Origin of the sequence: Anabaena sp. CCY 9910, assembly GCF_963920875.1 — a bacterium.
Taxonomy (GTDB): domain Bacteria; phylum Cyanobacteriota; class Cyanobacteriia; order Cyanobacteriales; family Nostocaceae; genus Trichormus; species Trichormus variabilis.
Map to the genome: position 1 here is coordinate 29,584 of NZ_CAWUDJ010000031.1, position 17,377 is coordinate 46,960.

At 43.2% G+C, this 17,377-nt stretch carries 13 protein-coding genes; 2 read left to right on the top strand and 11 right to left on the bottom strand.

Annotated elements, in window-relative coordinates:
- The 6 genes from ACM5QX_RS20495 to ACM5QX_RS20520 form a co-directional block, all read right to left on the bottom strand.
- Positions 1–630, bottom strand: coding sequence for a transposase (locus ACM5QX_RS20495; protein ID WP_414755198.1), 630 nt, complete (start codon positions 628–630; stop codon positions 1–3).
- Positions 606–1,049: a helix-turn-helix domain-containing protein gene (locus ACM5QX_RS20500; protein ID WP_414755199.1), complete on the bottom strand. Its 444-nt coding sequence runs from the start codon at positions 1,047–1,049 to the stop codon at positions 606–608. Before ACM5QX_RS20500 ends, ACM5QX_RS20495 begins: the two co-directional genes overlap by 25 nt.
- Positions 1,050–1,161: 112 nt before the next feature.
- The gene (locus ACM5QX_RS20505) at positions 1,162–1,506 is read right to left on the bottom strand and encodes a DUF760 domain-containing protein (RefSeq protein WP_414755200.1); all 345 of its coding nucleotides are present in this window, start codon (positions 1,504–1,506) and stop codon (positions 1,162–1,164) included.
- A gap of 383 nt (positions 1,507–1,889) precedes the next feature.
- Positions 1,890–2,846, bottom strand: a complete 957-nt coding sequence (locus ACM5QX_RS20510) for an RNA polymerase sigma factor, RpoD/SigA family (protein ID WP_041456716.1) — start codon at positions 2,844–2,846, stop codon at positions 1,890–1,892.
- Positions 2,847–3,771: 925 nt separating this feature from the next.
- A complete protein-coding gene (gene carB / locus ACM5QX_RS20515; RefSeq protein ID WP_414755201.1) occupies positions 3,772–7,062 on the bottom strand; it encodes a carbamoyl-phosphate synthase large subunit in 3,291 nt (1,096 codons plus the stop codon).
- A gap of 677 nt (positions 7,063–7,739) precedes the next feature.
- Positions 7,740–8,294, bottom strand: a complete 555-nt coding sequence (locus tag ACM5QX_RS20520) for a Dps family protein (protein WP_414755202.1) — start codon at positions 8,292–8,294, stop codon at positions 7,740–7,742.
- Between the two features lie 492 nt (positions 8,295–8,786).
- Between ACM5QX_RS20520 and fabG the strand changes: the two genes are divergently transcribed.
- On the top strand, positions 8,787–9,482 hold the full coding sequence (gene fabG, locus ACM5QX_RS20525) for a 3-oxoacyl-ACP reductase FabG (protein ID WP_414755227.1): 696 nt from the start codon (positions 8,787–8,789) through the stop codon (positions 9,480–9,482).
- A 232-nt stretch (positions 9,483–9,714) separates the two neighbouring features.
- On the opposite strand, the gene ACM5QX_RS20530 is transcribed toward fabG, so the two are convergent.
- Together ACM5QX_RS20530 and ACM5QX_RS20535 are read right to left on the bottom strand one after the other, a co-directional pair.
- On the bottom strand, positions 9,715–10,866 hold the full coding sequence (locus ACM5QX_RS20530) for a homospermidine biosynthesis protein (RefSeq protein ID WP_011318694.1): 1,152 nt from the start codon (positions 10,864–10,866) through the stop codon (positions 9,715–9,717).
- A gap of 368 nt (positions 10,867–11,234) precedes the next feature.
- On the bottom strand, positions 11,235–11,630 hold the full coding sequence (locus tag ACM5QX_RS20535) for a DUF6508 domain-containing protein (RefSeq protein WP_414755203.1): 396 nt from the start codon (positions 11,628–11,630) through the stop codon (positions 11,235–11,237).
- Positions 11,631–11,914: 284 nt separating this feature from the next.
- On the opposite strand from ACM5QX_RS20535, the gene cobO reads away from it, so the two are divergent.
- A complete protein-coding gene (cobO, locus tag ACM5QX_RS20540) occupies positions 11,915–12,598 on the top strand; it encodes a cob(I)yrinic acid a,c-diamide adenosyltransferase (protein WP_414755228.1) in 684 nt (227 codons plus the stop codon).
- Positions 12,599–12,790: 192 nt separating this feature from the next.
- On the opposite strand, the gene ACM5QX_RS20545 is transcribed toward cobO, so the two are convergent.
- From ACM5QX_RS20545 to ACM5QX_RS20555, 3 genes are all read right to left on the bottom strand, one after another.
- Positions 12,791–13,420, bottom strand: a complete 630-nt coding sequence (locus ACM5QX_RS20545; RefSeq protein WP_414755204.1) for a hypothetical protein — start codon at positions 13,418–13,420, stop codon at positions 12,791–12,793.
- Positions 13,421–14,054: 634 nt separating this feature from the next.
- Positions 14,055–15,038 carry an RNA polymerase sigma factor, RpoD/SigA family gene (locus ACM5QX_RS20550; protein WP_414755205.1) on the bottom strand — a complete coding sequence of 328 codons (984 nt, stop codon included), beginning with the start codon at positions 15,036–15,038 and terminating at the stop codon, positions 14,055–14,057.
- Positions 15,039–15,581: 543 nt separating this feature from the next.
- Complete coding sequence (locus tag ACM5QX_RS20555) at positions 15,582–17,321, bottom strand: helicase HerA domain-containing protein (RefSeq protein ID WP_414755206.1); 1,740 nt, start codon at positions 17,319–17,321, stop codon at positions 15,582–15,584.
- Between the last annotated feature and the right edge of the window lie 56 nt (positions 17,322–17,377).

Below are 17,377 nucleotides of genomic sequence, written 5' to 3' on the forward strand. Positions count from 1 at the left end.
CTAATTAAAGCGAAAACGCTCAACAACATAACCGTGATGTGTTGCCCTAGCTTCAACACCAGCCATAATTGCACAAGCTAAATCATATTCGTCATCAAAAACTTGTCCTGACAATTCATCACGCTTGAGATGTAACCACTCGTCTTCTATACGGTTAAGTTGAGGACTGTAGGGCGGCAAGAAAAATAGATATAGTCCCTGCTGTTGCCAATCGTCAATTCGAGAACGTACCAAATGGCTTTTATGAACGGAGGCATTATCCAGCATCATGACAGTGATTTGCCCAGTTTGTTGAAGATGTTGCGAGGCTTTTTGTGCCTGCCATTCCATCAGTTGTAGATGAGTAGATGTTTTGAGCGTACCTAACATCAAAGCGTAGTCAAAGTTAACCTTTGGTTCCAATACAGCCCAGATATTGATCCGTCGTCCACGTCTTTTTCTTTGCCCAATTCGCTTTTGTACTCCACCACGAGCATAACTATACTCAGTTGGGCTTTGACAACATGAACCAGATTCATCAAGGTAAAGCAACCGCAGTATTCCTAGATTTGACCACAACTTTAACATTTCCCAATCTAGCCGTTTGGCATTTGCATACTCCTGTTTTACAGGTGGTGGGCTGGAGCGCATTCGTTTCCATGTGTACCCTTTTTTTTGACTAATCGGCGCACTTGCTCTTTTCCTACACTGACTCCACAAGTCTGCTGCCATTTCTTTTGAAGTTGCGCCGCACTATAACGCCGAGGTTCTTCTAGCCATTGCTCCATCTGCTGCCAATCGCTATGCGTCCATTGACGCTTGCGTCCACGTCCATCTGCCTCCCATAGCCCCTCGATTCCTCTACTTTGCCATCTATGAATTGCTTGACGCACTGATTGCTCTGCCCAATTCCAATATTCAGCGATCTCCTTTACTTTCCATCCACGCGCATTTAATCTCACTACACTCGCTCTCTGCTTTACCCGATGCGGTATTCCATCTTTCATGCTCAACTCTAAAAGAGCTTTGTCTTCTTCTTTACTCAGTTTTATTCGTAGCGCTGCTGGCATTTTTTTGATTACTATCCACTGCCACTTATTTTACGTTTTATTTGGTTGAGCTACTTATCATCCCTCGTCTATTTAATTAAGCACTGAGGTGCTGACTACAAACTAGATAAGCTTATTCAGCTTCGTTGTGGTTACTCTCACTTCCTTGTAAGACTGTTTCAAAGCTCATTCTTTGTTCAGCGTTCCGCAAGAAGTAGCCACTAATCATCGCTGAGGCTAGCAATCGTCCCAAATGTTCGCGGCTGGTAGTGATGGTAACTCCAAAATGTTCTGGAGGTAGGTTGCCCAATAATCCGATGATATTCCGTTCCATTACCTGAAAAACTTCTGGTGATGTGGGTTTAGAAAGTTGGGTAACTGTCTCTGGACTTAATGACTTAACATACTGCCACAGCAGATTAGCTGCTTCTGAGTCGCTATTAAAAAATTCTGAAACTCGGTTAGATTGATTACTCACTTTTTCCTCCTGCAATAATACTGGTGGGTGTGACGATAATGGCTTTAAATATATGATTGATATATGTCTGTTATCTGACTGCTTTAACCATTTGGTGTTCCTGTCAAATAATGTAACAAACTCATTCATACATCAAAGTGGGCGTAACCGTACCATAAGCAGGGGATTTTCTCACCTGTTAGTTAATAGCAGGACTCACGCAACTAGGACAATAGTAGGGTGCGTCAGACGTAGAAAATCCTTTAATGTGTACGAAATTGTTGGGGCTGACGCACCCTACAGTTAGTTTGATTATGACACTTGCGTAAGTCCTAAATAGTAAAAAGTCAGTTGTAAACAGAGGATTTACAACTGACCACTGACAACTGACTACTAACAACTGACTAACTGGCCAAATACTCACCCATGTTGGCTTTAGACTTACGCAGTTTGGTAAGCGCTTCTCTCTCGATTTGTCTGACTCGTTCGCGGCTGATGTTAAGTATTTCGCCGATTCTTGCTAGAGTTAGGGCTTGCCCATCGATTAAGCCAAAGCGGAGTGTGATTACTTCTTTCTGCTGGGGCGTTAATTGCTCCATCAGTACCTCTAGGTCGTTGGATAGGGAAGATTGCATGACAAAATCTTCCGGAGAAGCGCCTGGATCTTCCAACATTTCTCCTAGTTCGGTGTCGTAATTGTCACCTAAGCGTAAATCTAAGGATAAGGGGAGACGGGCTTTTTCTAAATATTCCCTAACTTGTTTGGGTGTGAGTTCTAATTCGTTGGCTAGTTCACCTGCTGTAGGCGCACGTCCCAATCTCTGGGAGAGCTGACGCTGGGCTTTTTTGATTTTGTTCAGCTTCTCGGTGATATGGATGGGTAGGCGGATAGTGCGTGCTTTTTCGGCGATCGCCCGCGTGATGGCTTGACGTATCCACCAATAGGCGTAAGTCGAAAATCTATACCCCTTGGTGGGGTCAAATTTCTCTACACCTCGTTGCATTCCAATACTGCCTTCTTGGATGAGGTCTAATAAATCGACGTTACGTTTAATATATTTTTTGGCAACGGATACAACCAGCCGCAAGTTGGCTTCTACCATTTTGCGTTTGGCAACTTCGCCATCGGCGATCGCCCCCAGCAAATCTGCTGAATTGATATTGGCAGCTTTTGCCCACTCTTCTATGCTTGGTTCACGCCCTAACTGGGTTGCCAATTCCTCTCGCACTTCTTGCAACGTTGTGGAACGCTGTACCTGTTTACCATAACGAATTTCTTCTTCATGACTTAAAAGTGGTACACGTCCTATCTCACGCAGGTAAGTCCGCACGAGGTCTGTGGCTGTTGGAGCGGTCTTCATGGCGCTACTCTTTGGTGATGATGTTTCTGTTGGTAGGGTCATTAACTGAATAGATGCTCTTTGCCGTTGCTACCCAGTTAACCTGGGATGTTGTTGTTTGATCGTTTAGGGTTTATACATCCGATGATGTCGGCTGTTATAGGAGTTTCAATAGGTCTTTAACTGCTAGACGTTACAGAGATTCCGTATTTCGCACAACTATCTTTAGTTAGATAAAGGGTATTGAAAATAACATTTTTACGTTGAACCTTGTATTAACAATTGTAACATTTATGAGAGAAAATGGTTAATCTAAAGGCTGAAAACTTTATAAATTCAGTAAAATGTAGCTTTTGTTACATAAAATCAAAAAATTTTGACGATTTTGCACATTCATCATTCGATAACACCTTCAGATTAAGATTTGTTTATGGGAATATTTAGCAACAGCAGTTGCTTTCAAAAACTTTCTAGGAGATTGTTCCGCGACTGAGTGGAATAATTGAACTCTTGACACAAGGCTTTTTCAAGACGCAAGAGAGAATCCTGTTGCTAGCGGCCTAGCTTTCTAGAAGTATATTCGATTAGCTTTTCCGCAGAGAGTTACTATTGCCTCATATTTGTTAAAATATCTCAATGAAAACAATAATTATTTTTCTATAATAATTACTTAATTTTCCTTGTAAATACTGCTTAATGCAGATTTCGGATCTTGGGGATTAGGGATTGGGGAAAGTTAGGAATTGGGGCAGGGGGCAGGGGGCAGGGAGAAAGTCTTTGATGAAGTACCTAACCCCTCAACCCCCTTCCCTCGTAGGGAAGGGGGAGCCGAACTCACCTCTTTTGTCTTTGCTACGCAACACTAACGCGAACGACACGCTGCGCGAACGTAGGAGAGGGGTAGGTGGAGAGGTTCTTTCAAGATTACTGGAACTGAATTGGTGTTCTAGAAATTCGGGCAATACTCTTGGATGGTTTTTACGTCCAAGGTGGTATTTTGCATAGAACGGATGGCCGCGACAGTTGCTTTAGCCCCAGCGATAGTGGTGATGATGGGGATTTTATACGCTAGACCTGTCCGGCGGATTAATCTTGCATCAGTTTGTGCTTCTTCTCCAGAAGGTGTGTTGATAATCAGTTGGATTTTTTGGTTTTTGATGGCATCGATAACGTGGGGACGGCCTTCATGAAGTTTCAAGACTAATTCCACATTCAAGCCGTTTTCTAACAAAACTCGACGCGTACCAAAGGTAGCCATTACTTTAAAGCCTAAGTCGATAAATTCCCTAACTACAGGTACGGCGGCGGATTTATCGCGATCGCTCATGGAGACAAAGACTGTTCCTGTTAGTGGCAGACGTTCTCCAGCACCTAATTCTGCTTTGGCGAAGGCGCGACCAAAGTCGCTGTCGATTCCCATTACCTCGCCAGTGGAACGCATCTCTGGGCCTAATATTGTATCAGTTCCGGGGAATTTATTAAAGGGTAATACAGCTTCTTTGACAGCAATGTGGCTAGGGATAACTTCTTGGGTAAAGTTTAACTCTTCCAAGGTTTTTCCCGACATAATCAAGGATGCCAATTTTGCCAAAGATATACCAGTGGCTTTGGATACAAAAGGTACAGTCCGAGAGGCACGGGGATTAGCTTCCAAAATATAAACTTGGGGTGAGTAAGAACTAGCACCAACAACGGCGAACTGAATATTCATCAATCCAACGACGGAAAGCGCCTGTGCTAGTTGTACCGTCCAAGTACGAATTTGATTGAGAACGGCTGGTGGGAGGGAAATCGAAGGTAGAGAACAGGCGGAATCTCCTGAGTGAATACCCGCTTGTTCGATGTGTTCCATGATGCCACCAATCACGACACGTCCTGTATGGTCGGCGATCGCATCCACATCAACTTCAATGGCATTTTCGAGGAATTTGTCGATTAAAATTGGGTGTTCTGGTTCTACTTGCACCGCAAAGGTCATGTAGCGTTCCAATTCTGCATCGGAGTAGACAATTTCCATCGCCCTACCACCCAAGACGTAACTGGGACGCACGACCACCGGGTAGCCAATACGCTTGGCCACAATCAGCGCATCTTCGTAACTCCGGGCAATTCCGTTTGGTGGTTGGGAAATATTCAACTGTTGGAGGATTTTCTCAAATCTTTCCCGGTCTTCGGCGCTATCGATTGAGTCGGGGGAAGTACCCCAAATTTTGGTAATTGCTGTTTCTTCATTCCCATTTATTACCGATGACCCATTCCCTACCTGCCTGAGATATTCCTGTAAAGGCAATGCTAACTTCAACGGTGTTTGTCCGCCAAATTGGACAATTATCCCTACAGGGTTCTCAGCTTCGATGATGTTGAGGACATCTTCTTTGGTTAATGGCTCGAAGTAGAGGCGATCGCTGGTGTCATAATCGGTGGATACTGTCTCTGGGTTGGAGTTGACCATGATTGTTTCGTATCCAGCCCCTTTGAGTGCATAGGCGGCGTGACAACAACAATAGTCAAACTCAATTCCCTGACCGATGCGGTTGGGGCCACCACCCAAAATCATCACTTTGGGTTTGCTAGCGGGGATAACTTCGGTTTCTTCTTCGTAGGTAGAGTAGTAATAGGGTGTAAACGCTTCAAACTCAGCCGCGCAGGTATCGACGGTTTTGTAAACGGGGGTAACTCCTAGTTCTTTGCGGTAGGCGCGGACTTCATCTTCGGTGGTTTTGGTGGCAAAGGCAATTTGGCGATCGCTAAATCCATCCCGTTTGACCGCATACATTTGTTCCCGTGTCAACTGTTTTAGAGGTGTGCGTTTGAGTAATTTTTCCACCTCTAACAGTTGCTGCATTTTATCTAGGAACCAAGGGTCAATGGCGGTGAGTTCGTAGATTTCTTCAGGACTCATACCTAGTTGCAACGCATGACGCACTGCAAAAATCCGGTCTGGGTTTGGTGTCCGCAGTTGGGCGCGAATTTGTTCACCACTAGGTAATTTTTCGGCTTTGTCGCAACCCCAACCAGCCCGACCTGTTTCTAGAGAACGCAGGGCTTTTTGGAAAGATTCGTTAAAAGTTCGACCGATAGCCATTGCTTCCCCGACGGATTTCATTTGAGTAGTCAACACTGGTTCGGAACCGGGGAATTTCTCAAAAGCGAAGCGGGGAACTTTGGTAACAACGTAATCAATAGTCGGTTCAAAGGATGCGGGGGTTTTCTTGGTGATGTCGTTTCTAATTTCATCCAAGGTGTAGCCCACAGCCAACTTAGCAGCCATCTTGGCAATGGGGAAGCCGGTAGCTTTGGAAGATAAAGCGGAACTGCGGGAAACGCGGGGGTTCATTTCAATCACAACCACATCCCCAGTTACCGGATTCACTGCAAACTGGATATTAGAACCACCAGTTTCTACGCCAATCTCGCGGATGATTTTAATCGCCATATCCCGCAGCCGTTGGTATTCCTTATCGGTCAGGGTTTGGGCGGGGGCGACGGTGATAGAATCGCCGGTGTGGATACCCATCGGGTCGATATTTTCGATGGAACAGATAATTACAACATTATCTGCAAGGTCGCGCATCACTTCCAACTCATATTCTTTCCAGCCGAGTAGGGACTGGTCGATAAGAATTTGGGAAACGGGACTTGCATCTATCCCGACTTGCGCCATTTCCTCAAATTCTTCTTGGTTGTACGCAATACCACCACCCGTACCACCCATAGTAAAAGCAGGGCGAATAATTAAAGGATAAGTGCCGATGCGACGGGCGATCGCTTTAGCTTCGTCTAAGGATGAGGCTGTACCACTGGGGCAAACTTTTACCCCAATCTTATCCATTGCTTCATTGAATAGTTTGCGGTCTTCGGCTTTCTCAATTGCCGGTAACTTAGCACCGATTAATTCAACGTTATACTGATCCAGTACGCCATTTTTTGCTAAAGCAACAGCGATATTTAAGGCAGTTTGTCCACCCATTGTGGGTAGTAACGCGTCTGGACGTTCTCTAGCAATGACTTTTTCTACTAATTCCGGTGTTAGTGGTTCAATGTAAGTGCGATCGGCTGTTTCCGGATCGGTCATGATAGTTGCAGGATTGGAATTCACCAGCACTACTTCATAACCTTCTTCTCGCAGTGCTTTACAGGCTTGAGTCCCGGAGTAATCAAACTCACAGGCTTGTCCGATCACAATTGGGCCAGATCCCAATAATAATATCTTCTGGATGTCTTGACGGCGGGGCATAGTCGTTGGGTTGGAGTACGAGAATACAAATCCTGATTATTTTAAGGGTCTTTCCCCCTATTCATGTTGTTTATTATCAAGTTTTCTAGGTTTGATAACACAATAGCTGCCAGCTAGTACAACAAGGCAAAAGTCAAAATGATCATATCTCTATATAGTGCGCTGGTTAATCATTTCAAAGCGTCTGTGCTTTTTTGCACTCATAGCACTGAGTTATGTATTCATCCTTTGGTAGTATCCCAATACTACCCCTTTCGGAGAAACATAAATTTCATCAGTTTTTTCAGTAATTTAATTTTTCGATTTACTTTGCTTAAAAGTAGTGATATTTTACCCTACTTATCACATAGGGAAAAAACTTCAATCATCCCCAGGTCAGGCATTTATAACGTAAATTAGATGAATACAATAGACTCAAACTTACTGACCATTTTCTCGACTGCATCATATTTAATGAAACAAAGACAAATAACTTTTAAAAATCTTCCAGTTCCGTAGGGTAGATATTGCCTACCAAAACCATAATACGCCGGGAAATTTCCACTCTACATATCAACAAAAAAATGGCAGATAAGTACCAATACTCTCTGCCATTTTTTATATTCTTTTAAGATCCGTTCTTGTTAAGGATAATTCCTATCTATTGTAGAATCAACTACCTTTAGGTTAAGTAAAGGTTAATTCTGAGCAGGCTGAACAAATCCTAAGGTTAAGCTATCTTTAGCTAAGAAGTGAGCTAAATGATAAGCTCTTTCTTCGGTTTTTAACAGAATTTTTTCGTAGAGGTAGCGTGTACCGCGATCGCCTAAACTTTCAGCCTGAGACGCTTGGCGACGAATAACGTTGATAATAGCCTGTTCTGCTGCTAGGTCATTTTCTACCATCTTACGGGAAGAATATACGCCATCAGATTCTTGTTCAAAACAAGTTAATTCTGCTAACTTGCTGAAAGATGCAGCCGGTACGCCACCCAATCCATTCAAGCGTTCGCCAATTTCATGAACGTGGTCTTGCACTTCATTGTAGCTGGAGTTAAAAAACTCATGCAGTGAATAAAATTCAGCGCCTTCAACTACGAAATGGTGTTTTTGGTACTGCAAATAAAGTGCTTGAAAACTAGCTAGAAGAACATTTAGTCCTTCTGTGACTGGAGCAGTTACACTCCGATCCAGTAGCACTGGATTGTCGTAAACCTGACCAAAATTTTGTAACAAAGTTTGTGTATCAGCCATTGTTCTCCTCGCTTTTGGGCAGTTATATTTGCTAACTGCTTAGTTACTACATATTAACATCTAAAAAATTAAAGCAAGCCTAATCAATAGCACAAATTTCTGATTTTTCTGTTGTCAAAATGCCAATTTTTAGCTTTTAGTATGGTGAATTTATACTCATTATTTAATGTTTAGTTACTACTCTTATTGCAAGAATTTCTAAACATTACTTTGCTATCTCAGAGTCGCTCCGCCTTGCTAGTAGATGAGAGTGGTCTGATTTAGCAAAAATTGGCTACAAACTAGAAATAAAACAGAAAAATTGTCATTTCCTAGACATCACACTCTACTTGCAAACAATGGTGTTCTCAGGAAAAATTATCAGAAAATTTCTCTGACAAGGTATAGAAGGGTTTTCATTCTATCCGCAAGCGATCGCATAATTTTCCGCCGATGCAAGCGATACGCCTACGCGTTATCTTGAATCATGAAGCTCTCTGGAATTCATACATCATGAAAGGTAGACAAGTTCTACTGACAGGCGGTACTGGTGGACTAGGCTTAGGTGTCACACCAGTCGTCCTCGCCCAAGGTGCAAATCTGACCATTACTTACCGCAATCTCAAGGAAGTTGAACGTCTCAAGGAAGTTCTCCCGCCGGCGGATTTTGCCAGAGTCACTTTTCTTCCCGCTAACTTGGAAGAAGAATCTTCTGTTGATAATCTCATCGCCCGTATTGGTAGGGTAGATGTATTAATTCACCTTGTGGGTGGCTTTTCGATGGGCAAAACCCATGAATACAGTTATTACAGTTGGAAACGAGAATTTGAGATCAATTTAAATACAACCTTTCTGGTTTGCAAATATAGCCTCAAAAGTATGTTAGACCACGGCTATGGACGCATTATCACCATTGGTTCTAAGGCTGCTGTGGAACCATCAGGCGGATTAGCCGCCTATTCTGCGGCGAAGGCGGGTGTGGTAGCTTTCACAAAAGCGATCGCTGATGAAACTAAAGGTACAAACATCACCGCTAATGTCATCCTCCCCACAGTTATTGATACCCCCGCTAACCGTCAAGCGATGGGTACAGAGAACGCCGACAAATGGGTAAAGCCTGAGTCTATGGGTGAATTAATTTGCTTTTTAGCATCGGAAAAAGCCAAAGATATTCGCGGCGCGGCTATTCCGATATATGGAGGGGTGTAGGGGTTTGGGGGTGTGAGGGTGTAAGAGAACAATTTTTTACTCCTCACTCCCTACTTCCCAGGACTTACGCACAGAGGTTATTTGTTCAGAAGGGGTATAAGGGTATGAGGGTGTAGGTGTGTAAGGGTTTTGAACACCTACACCCCTACACCCCTATACCCCTATACCCTCGCCCAAACCCTTGATTCTTCGTATCACTGCGTAAGTCCTACTCCCTACTTCCTACTCCCTACTATTGCCTAATAGGTGTACCACAGGGATAAGTAGCAACTTCTCCGTTGGTTGCTACTTTCTCTACTGGTTGATCTTTCGCCGCTAGGTAGTCTGTGCGGAGTTTATCGTATAGTTCTTCGCGTCTGTCATACAACCGCTTCAGAGGACGGGGTGGGCATTGGTTGAGGATGTATGCTGTTACTAACGGTAAGGCGATCGTGCTATCTGTGTAACAAACAATGGTGCTGGGTAGTTCGTCTGGGTCGATCTTACCCCAGCTTACTGCCTCTGCTGGTGTCGCTCCAGATAAGCCACCAGTATCAGGACGCGCATCTGTGAATTGAACAAAGAAATCATGTCCCCGTTCTTCTAAGCCCAAAACCTCGTGAATCTGCGGTTGGGTTTGTAGCAAAAAGTTTTTCGGACTACCACCACCGAGAATTACAGCCGCACTTTTACCTTCTCCTTCTCTGGCATTGTAGGCGATCGCAGCTGTTTCATTCACGTCAATGGCTGGATCTAATACTAGTTGGGAACCTTCCAACGCCAACGCCGCTACGTTCATCCCGATGGAACTGTCACCAGGAGAAGATGTGTAAATGGGTACGCCATACTCATAAGCTGTAGCCAGCAAGCAGGAATGTTTCACCCCTAATTGCTTTTCAACTTCTCTTACATACTTACCCAAAAGATAATGAAACTCCGCCGTTCCCATCCGTTTTTGAAAGGGTTCTGCTTGCAAAATCTTGCGGATGAAAGCGTCAGTTTCTAGCAGCACATCATAACCAAAGATGATGTCGTAAATTCTGATAGTCCCTTCTTCACGCAGCTTGACATCATCTAAAAACGGGTTCCCAGCAAACAACTCAAAACCTAACCCGTAGTGCATATCATGGTAAAGATTTGCACCAGTGCTAATCATCCAATCAATAAAGCCATTACGAATTAGCGGTGCAAGTGCAGACACGCCAAAACCCGCCGGTGTCATCGCACCGGAAAGACTTACACCCACAGTCACACCATCTTTGAGGATATCACAAGCCAATAATTGGCTGGCTTCCCGCAAACGCGCTGAGTTGTAAGCGGTGAAGTAATTATCAATCAAATCCACCACACTGATATCTGTTGACATCGGTATAGGTGCAATTTTCTTACCCAAATGTTTTGCCATTTTCAGACTCCCGAATCGTAACCTCGCCGAATCTAATGTTAACTATGTTTCAGCAATTTCTCGCATCGCCTGAATGTACAAATTACTCGCGCTTTGTGCAGAATATAGGAAAACAAAATTTTCAGTATCTGTAGTGTCGTATGATGGTTGTGCTGGGCAATGCCCACCCTACATATATTTCTTATACATTTAAGGTTTGCCACGCTGCTACAGTGGTGAGTCAAGCTATTACACATTTAAATCGTATATTTCGCACTCAGGTTGTCCAAAGTCCGAAGTCCAAAGTCCAAGCTAGCCTTTAACTCTGGACTCTTGACTATGGACAGCCCTGACGCAAGAATATTTGATTTAGGTGCATATCACCTGATTTAATAACTTGATATACGAATTGCTTGTAGTCGCTGCAATATTGTCAACAAATGACCATTATCTATCATTTGCGCTAAATGACCACTACAAAAACGTTCTTTACGAACGTGGCTAGTCAATAATTTCTGTATTGTAGAAATATCAGCTAAATTTAATAGTTCGGGATTAGTTACAAAACGATTAGCTTCATCCTGCCAATTTGTCCAATCAAAAGATATGACAAAATTTCCTGCGTAAAGTGCTGTTATGAATCTATGAAATTCCTTAGAATAGCAGTAAGGGTCTAAGGTTAAAGGTTCAGTTTGGATGTCATATAGTTGGCAATTTTGACTGGAAAATAATGTTAGAAAAGTGAGTACATTATCAATGTTTTGTAGCGTAACTAAACTGGACATAACCACAAACTAAAGACTGTATAAATTGCGTGCTAGAAAGCAATTAGAGAGATTTACTAGATATATTCTTATACACATCACAAGGCTAAATCATTCGCGCAACATTGCCCATAGGAGAAGATTTAGCCAAGTATCAAAATCAATAGGTGAAAATATTAGTCTTTTTCACCAAGTCTTTTTCTTTTCTCTGCCAAATTCCCCTCAAGTTCTCATCGTTCTAAACACAAGTTTTTCTTGGGTTTGTTAGTTGTAACATTTATTTTCTGTATTTCCTGATGAATTTGATGACAAGCGATACACCAGAAGCATTAGAATCAGATAAGGAAATTGAGCGTCTCATTGATGAAATAATGGCATCAACCCAAAACCTTTCTGATGAACAATACCGCACCAAAATGCAGCGCCGCAAGGAAGTACAAGAGCGCCGCATATCTCAAGCTGTGCCAGAAAAAGGGTTAATTATTGTTAATACTGGTAACGGTAAAGGCAAAACCACCGCAGCACTAGGTATGGTATTACGATCGCTCGGTCATGGGTATAAAGTAGCGATCGTCCAGTTCATCAAGGGTGCTTGGGAACCTTCAGAAAAAAGCGTGTTTAGCTACTGGGAAGACCAAATCGAGTTTCACGCAATGGGAGAAGGCTTTACTTGGGACACCCAAGACCGCGATCGCGACATTGACAAAGCTCAAGCCGCATGGGAAAAATCATTAGAGTTCATCCTCGACCCTAAGTACCAGTTAGTTCTACTAGATGAAATTAATATTGCCCTGAAAATGGGCTATTTAAGCATAGATGAGGTGCTGGCTGGCTTGGCACGTAAACCAGCTAGTAAACACGTAATTCTTACAGGTAGAGGCGCACCAACCGCCCTCATTGAACGCGCAGACTTAGTTACAGAAATGACCTTGATTAAGCACCCATTCCGTGATCAAAACGTCAAGGCGCAGCCGGGGATTGAGTATTAGGGATTGAGAAAGGGAAATCTTGTAGAGACGTTGTTAGGACTTACGTCGTGTGACTAATTTTCCGGCTTTTTTGTCAGTAGTCAGTAGTCAGTAGTCAAAATCAAGGCTTTTGGACTGTGGACTATTGACTAATGACCACCCTCAGAAGGGTTTTTTGGTTCAGTGCGTAAGTCCTAATCATATACAACATCTCTACTGACTACACATTTGTAGAATGCGGCGATCGCCAGGGCTTATTCTGTTAATGGGATGATAATCTTGCAATGCTAGAGAGTACGCATAGCTCATTGGCTCATCTTCAGAAAATTTGGGTAATGTACTAGCTGTAGCTACTTCAGGTGAAATACCAGCATCTGGTGTGGCGGTAACAGTCATTGCCAATTCTCCAGATGTATCAAGTTTGCCTTGAAAACAACTAAACTCAGAATTAGGCATATACAATGCGCCTACTAGTCTACCTTGCTGTTTTTTAAACAGAACATAACCTTGTCCTATTTGGTCTGGTTGTGGCGATTGTCCATAAAGATAAATGCCATCTTTCTTTGGTAAACTAAACTTCGGTGCGATCGCTGTTTCTTTTTCGGCTTTCTGATTCTTTGTTTGTGCTAAATCTTCATTAACTGGGCTGAAGCTCATCAAGGTAGGAGTCAGGGAACTATGTGGTTGGCCATACGTCGATAGGGTTATAGAAGTAAGTGACGATACTTCCCTACTCTGTACAGGCTTGATTTCTGCGCCCACTACAGAAAGGGTAAAAAGCAGACCAATAGCGGGGATTCTCAACTGACGCAAGGGTGAAGATTTAGAAATATTGTTAAGCACCCGACTCCTCCTGTGACAAACTTATACGACTGCCTCTGCAACTTGTCTTAAACCATAAGTAAATTTGCAACCTTTAAGTCTCGGTCAAAGGTTTGATATATTTCTTCTAGAAAAAATATTTTTTAAAAACGCAAGTTTTCTAGATTTTTTCGCAAGTTATCTTAAACTATCAGTGATTATGAAACTTTTGCTTCCCCCAACAGATTCATCCTATTAGGTGATGTAAACTGCACCTGAATCATTGATGAAGTTTAAAGTCTTGCTGTGAAATTTCTCTGTCAAAGAAATTCATCTTGCTAGGTACATAGAGATATACAACAGCAAGTATTTTCATTTCGGAAAAGTCAAAATCTTTTTTCGTCCGTTATAAAAAATAGGACTTATATCGTTTCTTGATGAAAATGCACTCTATTCTGTACTGTAGAGACGTTGCATGCAACGTCTCTACATCATTTATTTGGCGCAACTTCATAGAGAATTCGTATTACGCACCCAGGTTGTTTGTTGAGGCTGGGGTGCAAGGGTGTGAGGGTTGCCAGCATTATACCCCTGTACCCCTAAAAAAATCGCCCCCTGAATGAGTTCAGGAGGCGCGGAGATTTGTACAGACGTAGCGGTGCTACGTCTTGATAATTTAGCTGGCGACGTATTCTTTGACATTGGCTCGACGGCGACGCAGATGAGCTAGTGCTTGATGTTCTAATTGGCGGACGCGTTCACGACTGAGGTTCAATCGTTCACCGACTTTCGCCAAGGACAATTCGTTACCGTCTAGTAAGCCAAAGCGCAAGGCTACGACTTCTCGCTGTTGGGGTGTGAGTTCTGCCAAGAGGGTATTCAGGTCTTGGCGCAAGAATTCTTGAGTGGTGTAATACTCTGGTGATGGGCCTTCATCTTCGAGCATTTCTTGCAGTTCTGTATCCTGGTTGTCACCAACTTTCACATCTAGAGAAACTGGTTGACGCGCCATGTTCAGATACTCACGAATCTGAGCAGGTTCTAGTTCTAGTTCTTTGGCAATTTCTGCCGGTGAAGGAGAACGCCCCAAGGTTTGAGCTAGTTCGCGCTGAACTTTTTTGATTTTGTTCAGTTTCTCGGTAATATGGATAGGTAGCCTGATGGTACGACCTTGTTGAGCGATCGCACGGGTAATTGCTTGGCGAATCCACCAGTAAGCGTAGGTTGAGAATTTGTAACCCCTCATCGGGTCAAACTTCTCTACGCCTCTTTCTAGTCCTAGAGTTCCTTCTTGGATTAAATCTAGGAACTCCATGTTCCGCTTTTGGTATTTTTTGGCAATAGCCACTACCAAACGCAGGTTCGCTTCAATCATTTTTTGCTTGGCTCGCTTACCCTGAGTTACAGTCTGTTTCACATCTGTTTCAGACTTTTGAACGTGGTCAGCCCACTCTGGTAAACTCGGTTCTCGATCCAATTTTTTCGCTAAAGCCTCTTTAGCGTCAATCAGCGACATCATTTGCTGCACCTGCTTCCCGTAAACAATCTCTTGCTCACGGGTGAGCAGGGGTACACGACCAATTTCTCGCAGATAGGTTCGCACCATATCAGCCGTGAATTTGGTATTTGTGTCTTCTGTGTGGGTGTTAACAGTAGGCATTGGTGCGTTGTCCTCTACTCCGTAAACACAATCAATATTGAGTAACAAATTTAGCTAGTAAACATCGTCCGCATCTCACAGAACTCAAGGCGCTACCAAACTTAAACAATTTCATGTATCCGTTTTCTAGAAGGCGCTGCCTTGAGATAGGTTCCCCTACCATCCGACAATGTTTTAATGTCTTACAAGCACAGTGGTCGATTTTCCAGAATTCTTTCTCTATTTCAGTTACTGGCAGTAACTGGTCAATACGAAGTCAGTATGAGTTCCACTTAGTTTTATATTAAGACAAATCAGGTGGATAGTAAAGTAGCCAAAAGAAGGATATGGATTATAGTGTAAAATTGCTTTTTTTATAAAAAGATTTTTAAGTTCCTTAGAAAAGCTAACTATATCTATAGTGACGCGAAAATCCCCTCTTCTGTTGCCTGCCAGTAGGGAGATAACCGAACTCTATGGGTCAAGAGTTTACTACTTAGAGACGCGATTAATCGCGTCTGTACAATTGTCTTCCCCTGCTCCCTCCACTTCCTGCTTCTCACACTAGAATCCCAAATCGGCTTTGGCTAGTTCAGCTGCTGCGAATACTTCTGCGTCTGGTTTTTCTTCCCAGGCTGCATCGCCAATTTCCGCATAGAAGGTTGAATCATAGGGACGAGTCCGGACTACCACGGGCATAGGTACGGCATGACCTAAAATTAAAGCTTGTTGCTTGGAGTCTAACTTGGCTAACACTGACCTGAGACCACCAGCCCCTGATACGCCGGTGAAGATGGCATCAATATCTTTGTCGTCATTTAGTAAGGCGGTGATGCGTGTCCCAATTTGGGACATAACTTCATTATCTATGCCTGAAGGTCGTTGATCAACTACCAAAAGGGTGACGAAATATTTACGCAGTTCACGGGCAATTGTGCCGAATATGGTGCTTTGAACGATCGCCGGGTCTAGGAAGCGATGCGCTTCTTCTATTGTAATCATTAATGGCGTTGGGCGATCGCTAGGATTTTTACTTTGTAGGAATTTATCAGCTTTGCGGACGTAATGCTCATGAATCCGTCTGGTGATCATGTTAGTCACCAGCATATAAGAGAGCATATTCGACTGGGAACCAAATTCTATAACGACGTTTTTGCCGGCTTCTAAAGATTGTAAAATTTTATTAATATAATTTTGGGGGCAGACTGCCCGCATATATTTAAGACCATCTAAGCGTAAGAGTTTACGCTGTAACGCCATAATTGAGCCTTTGTGTCCCCGCTTCTCGTCACAAAACATCTCAATTTCTTCATTAGTCATATTCAGCAGTTGGACAATCCAAGATTTGCCGAATTCACTGTATAAGATGTTGGCGTTATCTAAGGCTGCTTCCGATAAGCCTAAATCTCGACTACATAATTTAATATCTTCGACTTCGATTTGCTCATAACTCAAATAGAGTTCATGGGAATCCCTTACACCCCGGCGCTTGGTTGATTCAGGGTCGAGGGTATATACTTCGACTCTCCCCGGAAATAGTTGCTTGAGTCCCTTAACTGTGTTGACGTTCTTTCCTTCCGCTACTGCTTCCCAGCCATACTCGGAGTGCATATCAAAAATCAAGTTAACCGCCGCATTCTTACGAATAACCCCAGCTAACAGTAAGCGGGTGAGGAAAGATTTACCAGTACCTGATTTACCAAACACCCCGTTACTACGTTCCACAAAACGGTTCAAATCAATACATACAGGGACATCCATATCTAAGGGTTTACCAATGGAAAAGTTTTTCCGTTGGATGTCGTCTTCCCAACCAAACACCCGCCGAAAATCATCCACACTGGCTTCATAAACTTGGCTGAAGTGGCTGGGGATAGTTTTCACGGGGAGTAATTCCATCGTCGTACTAGTTTGGGGTTGAAAAGAAGCCAAACCCGTGGAAGATGGGACAAAAGGATTTACAGATTTACCATCTGTTGCTGTCAAAGACTCATTAGATTCAGGGGTGAACATTAGCATTGGTGAGAGGTTAATCGTTCCGTAAGTCCCACTCCCGGCTAAAACATCCCGTAAAAAAGTGTCCTCCCAACTGGGGGGACTAGCAATAATGCGCGCGTTAGCAGTTCCCAAGGCTACATCTGTCAGCATACAGAAAAAGCGCGATCGCATCCCTTGGACTACCAAAAACTTACCTACCCGCATATCCTCAACGGAAATATCCGGGTGTAAGCGCACTTCTAAACCCTCAGTGAGAGAACCTTGGATTACTGAACCTAATGGTTGTTGTGGATTGTCATTGGTCATTAGTCATTAGTCAGTTGTCAGTTGTCATTGGTCAATAGTCAATAGTCAATAGTAAT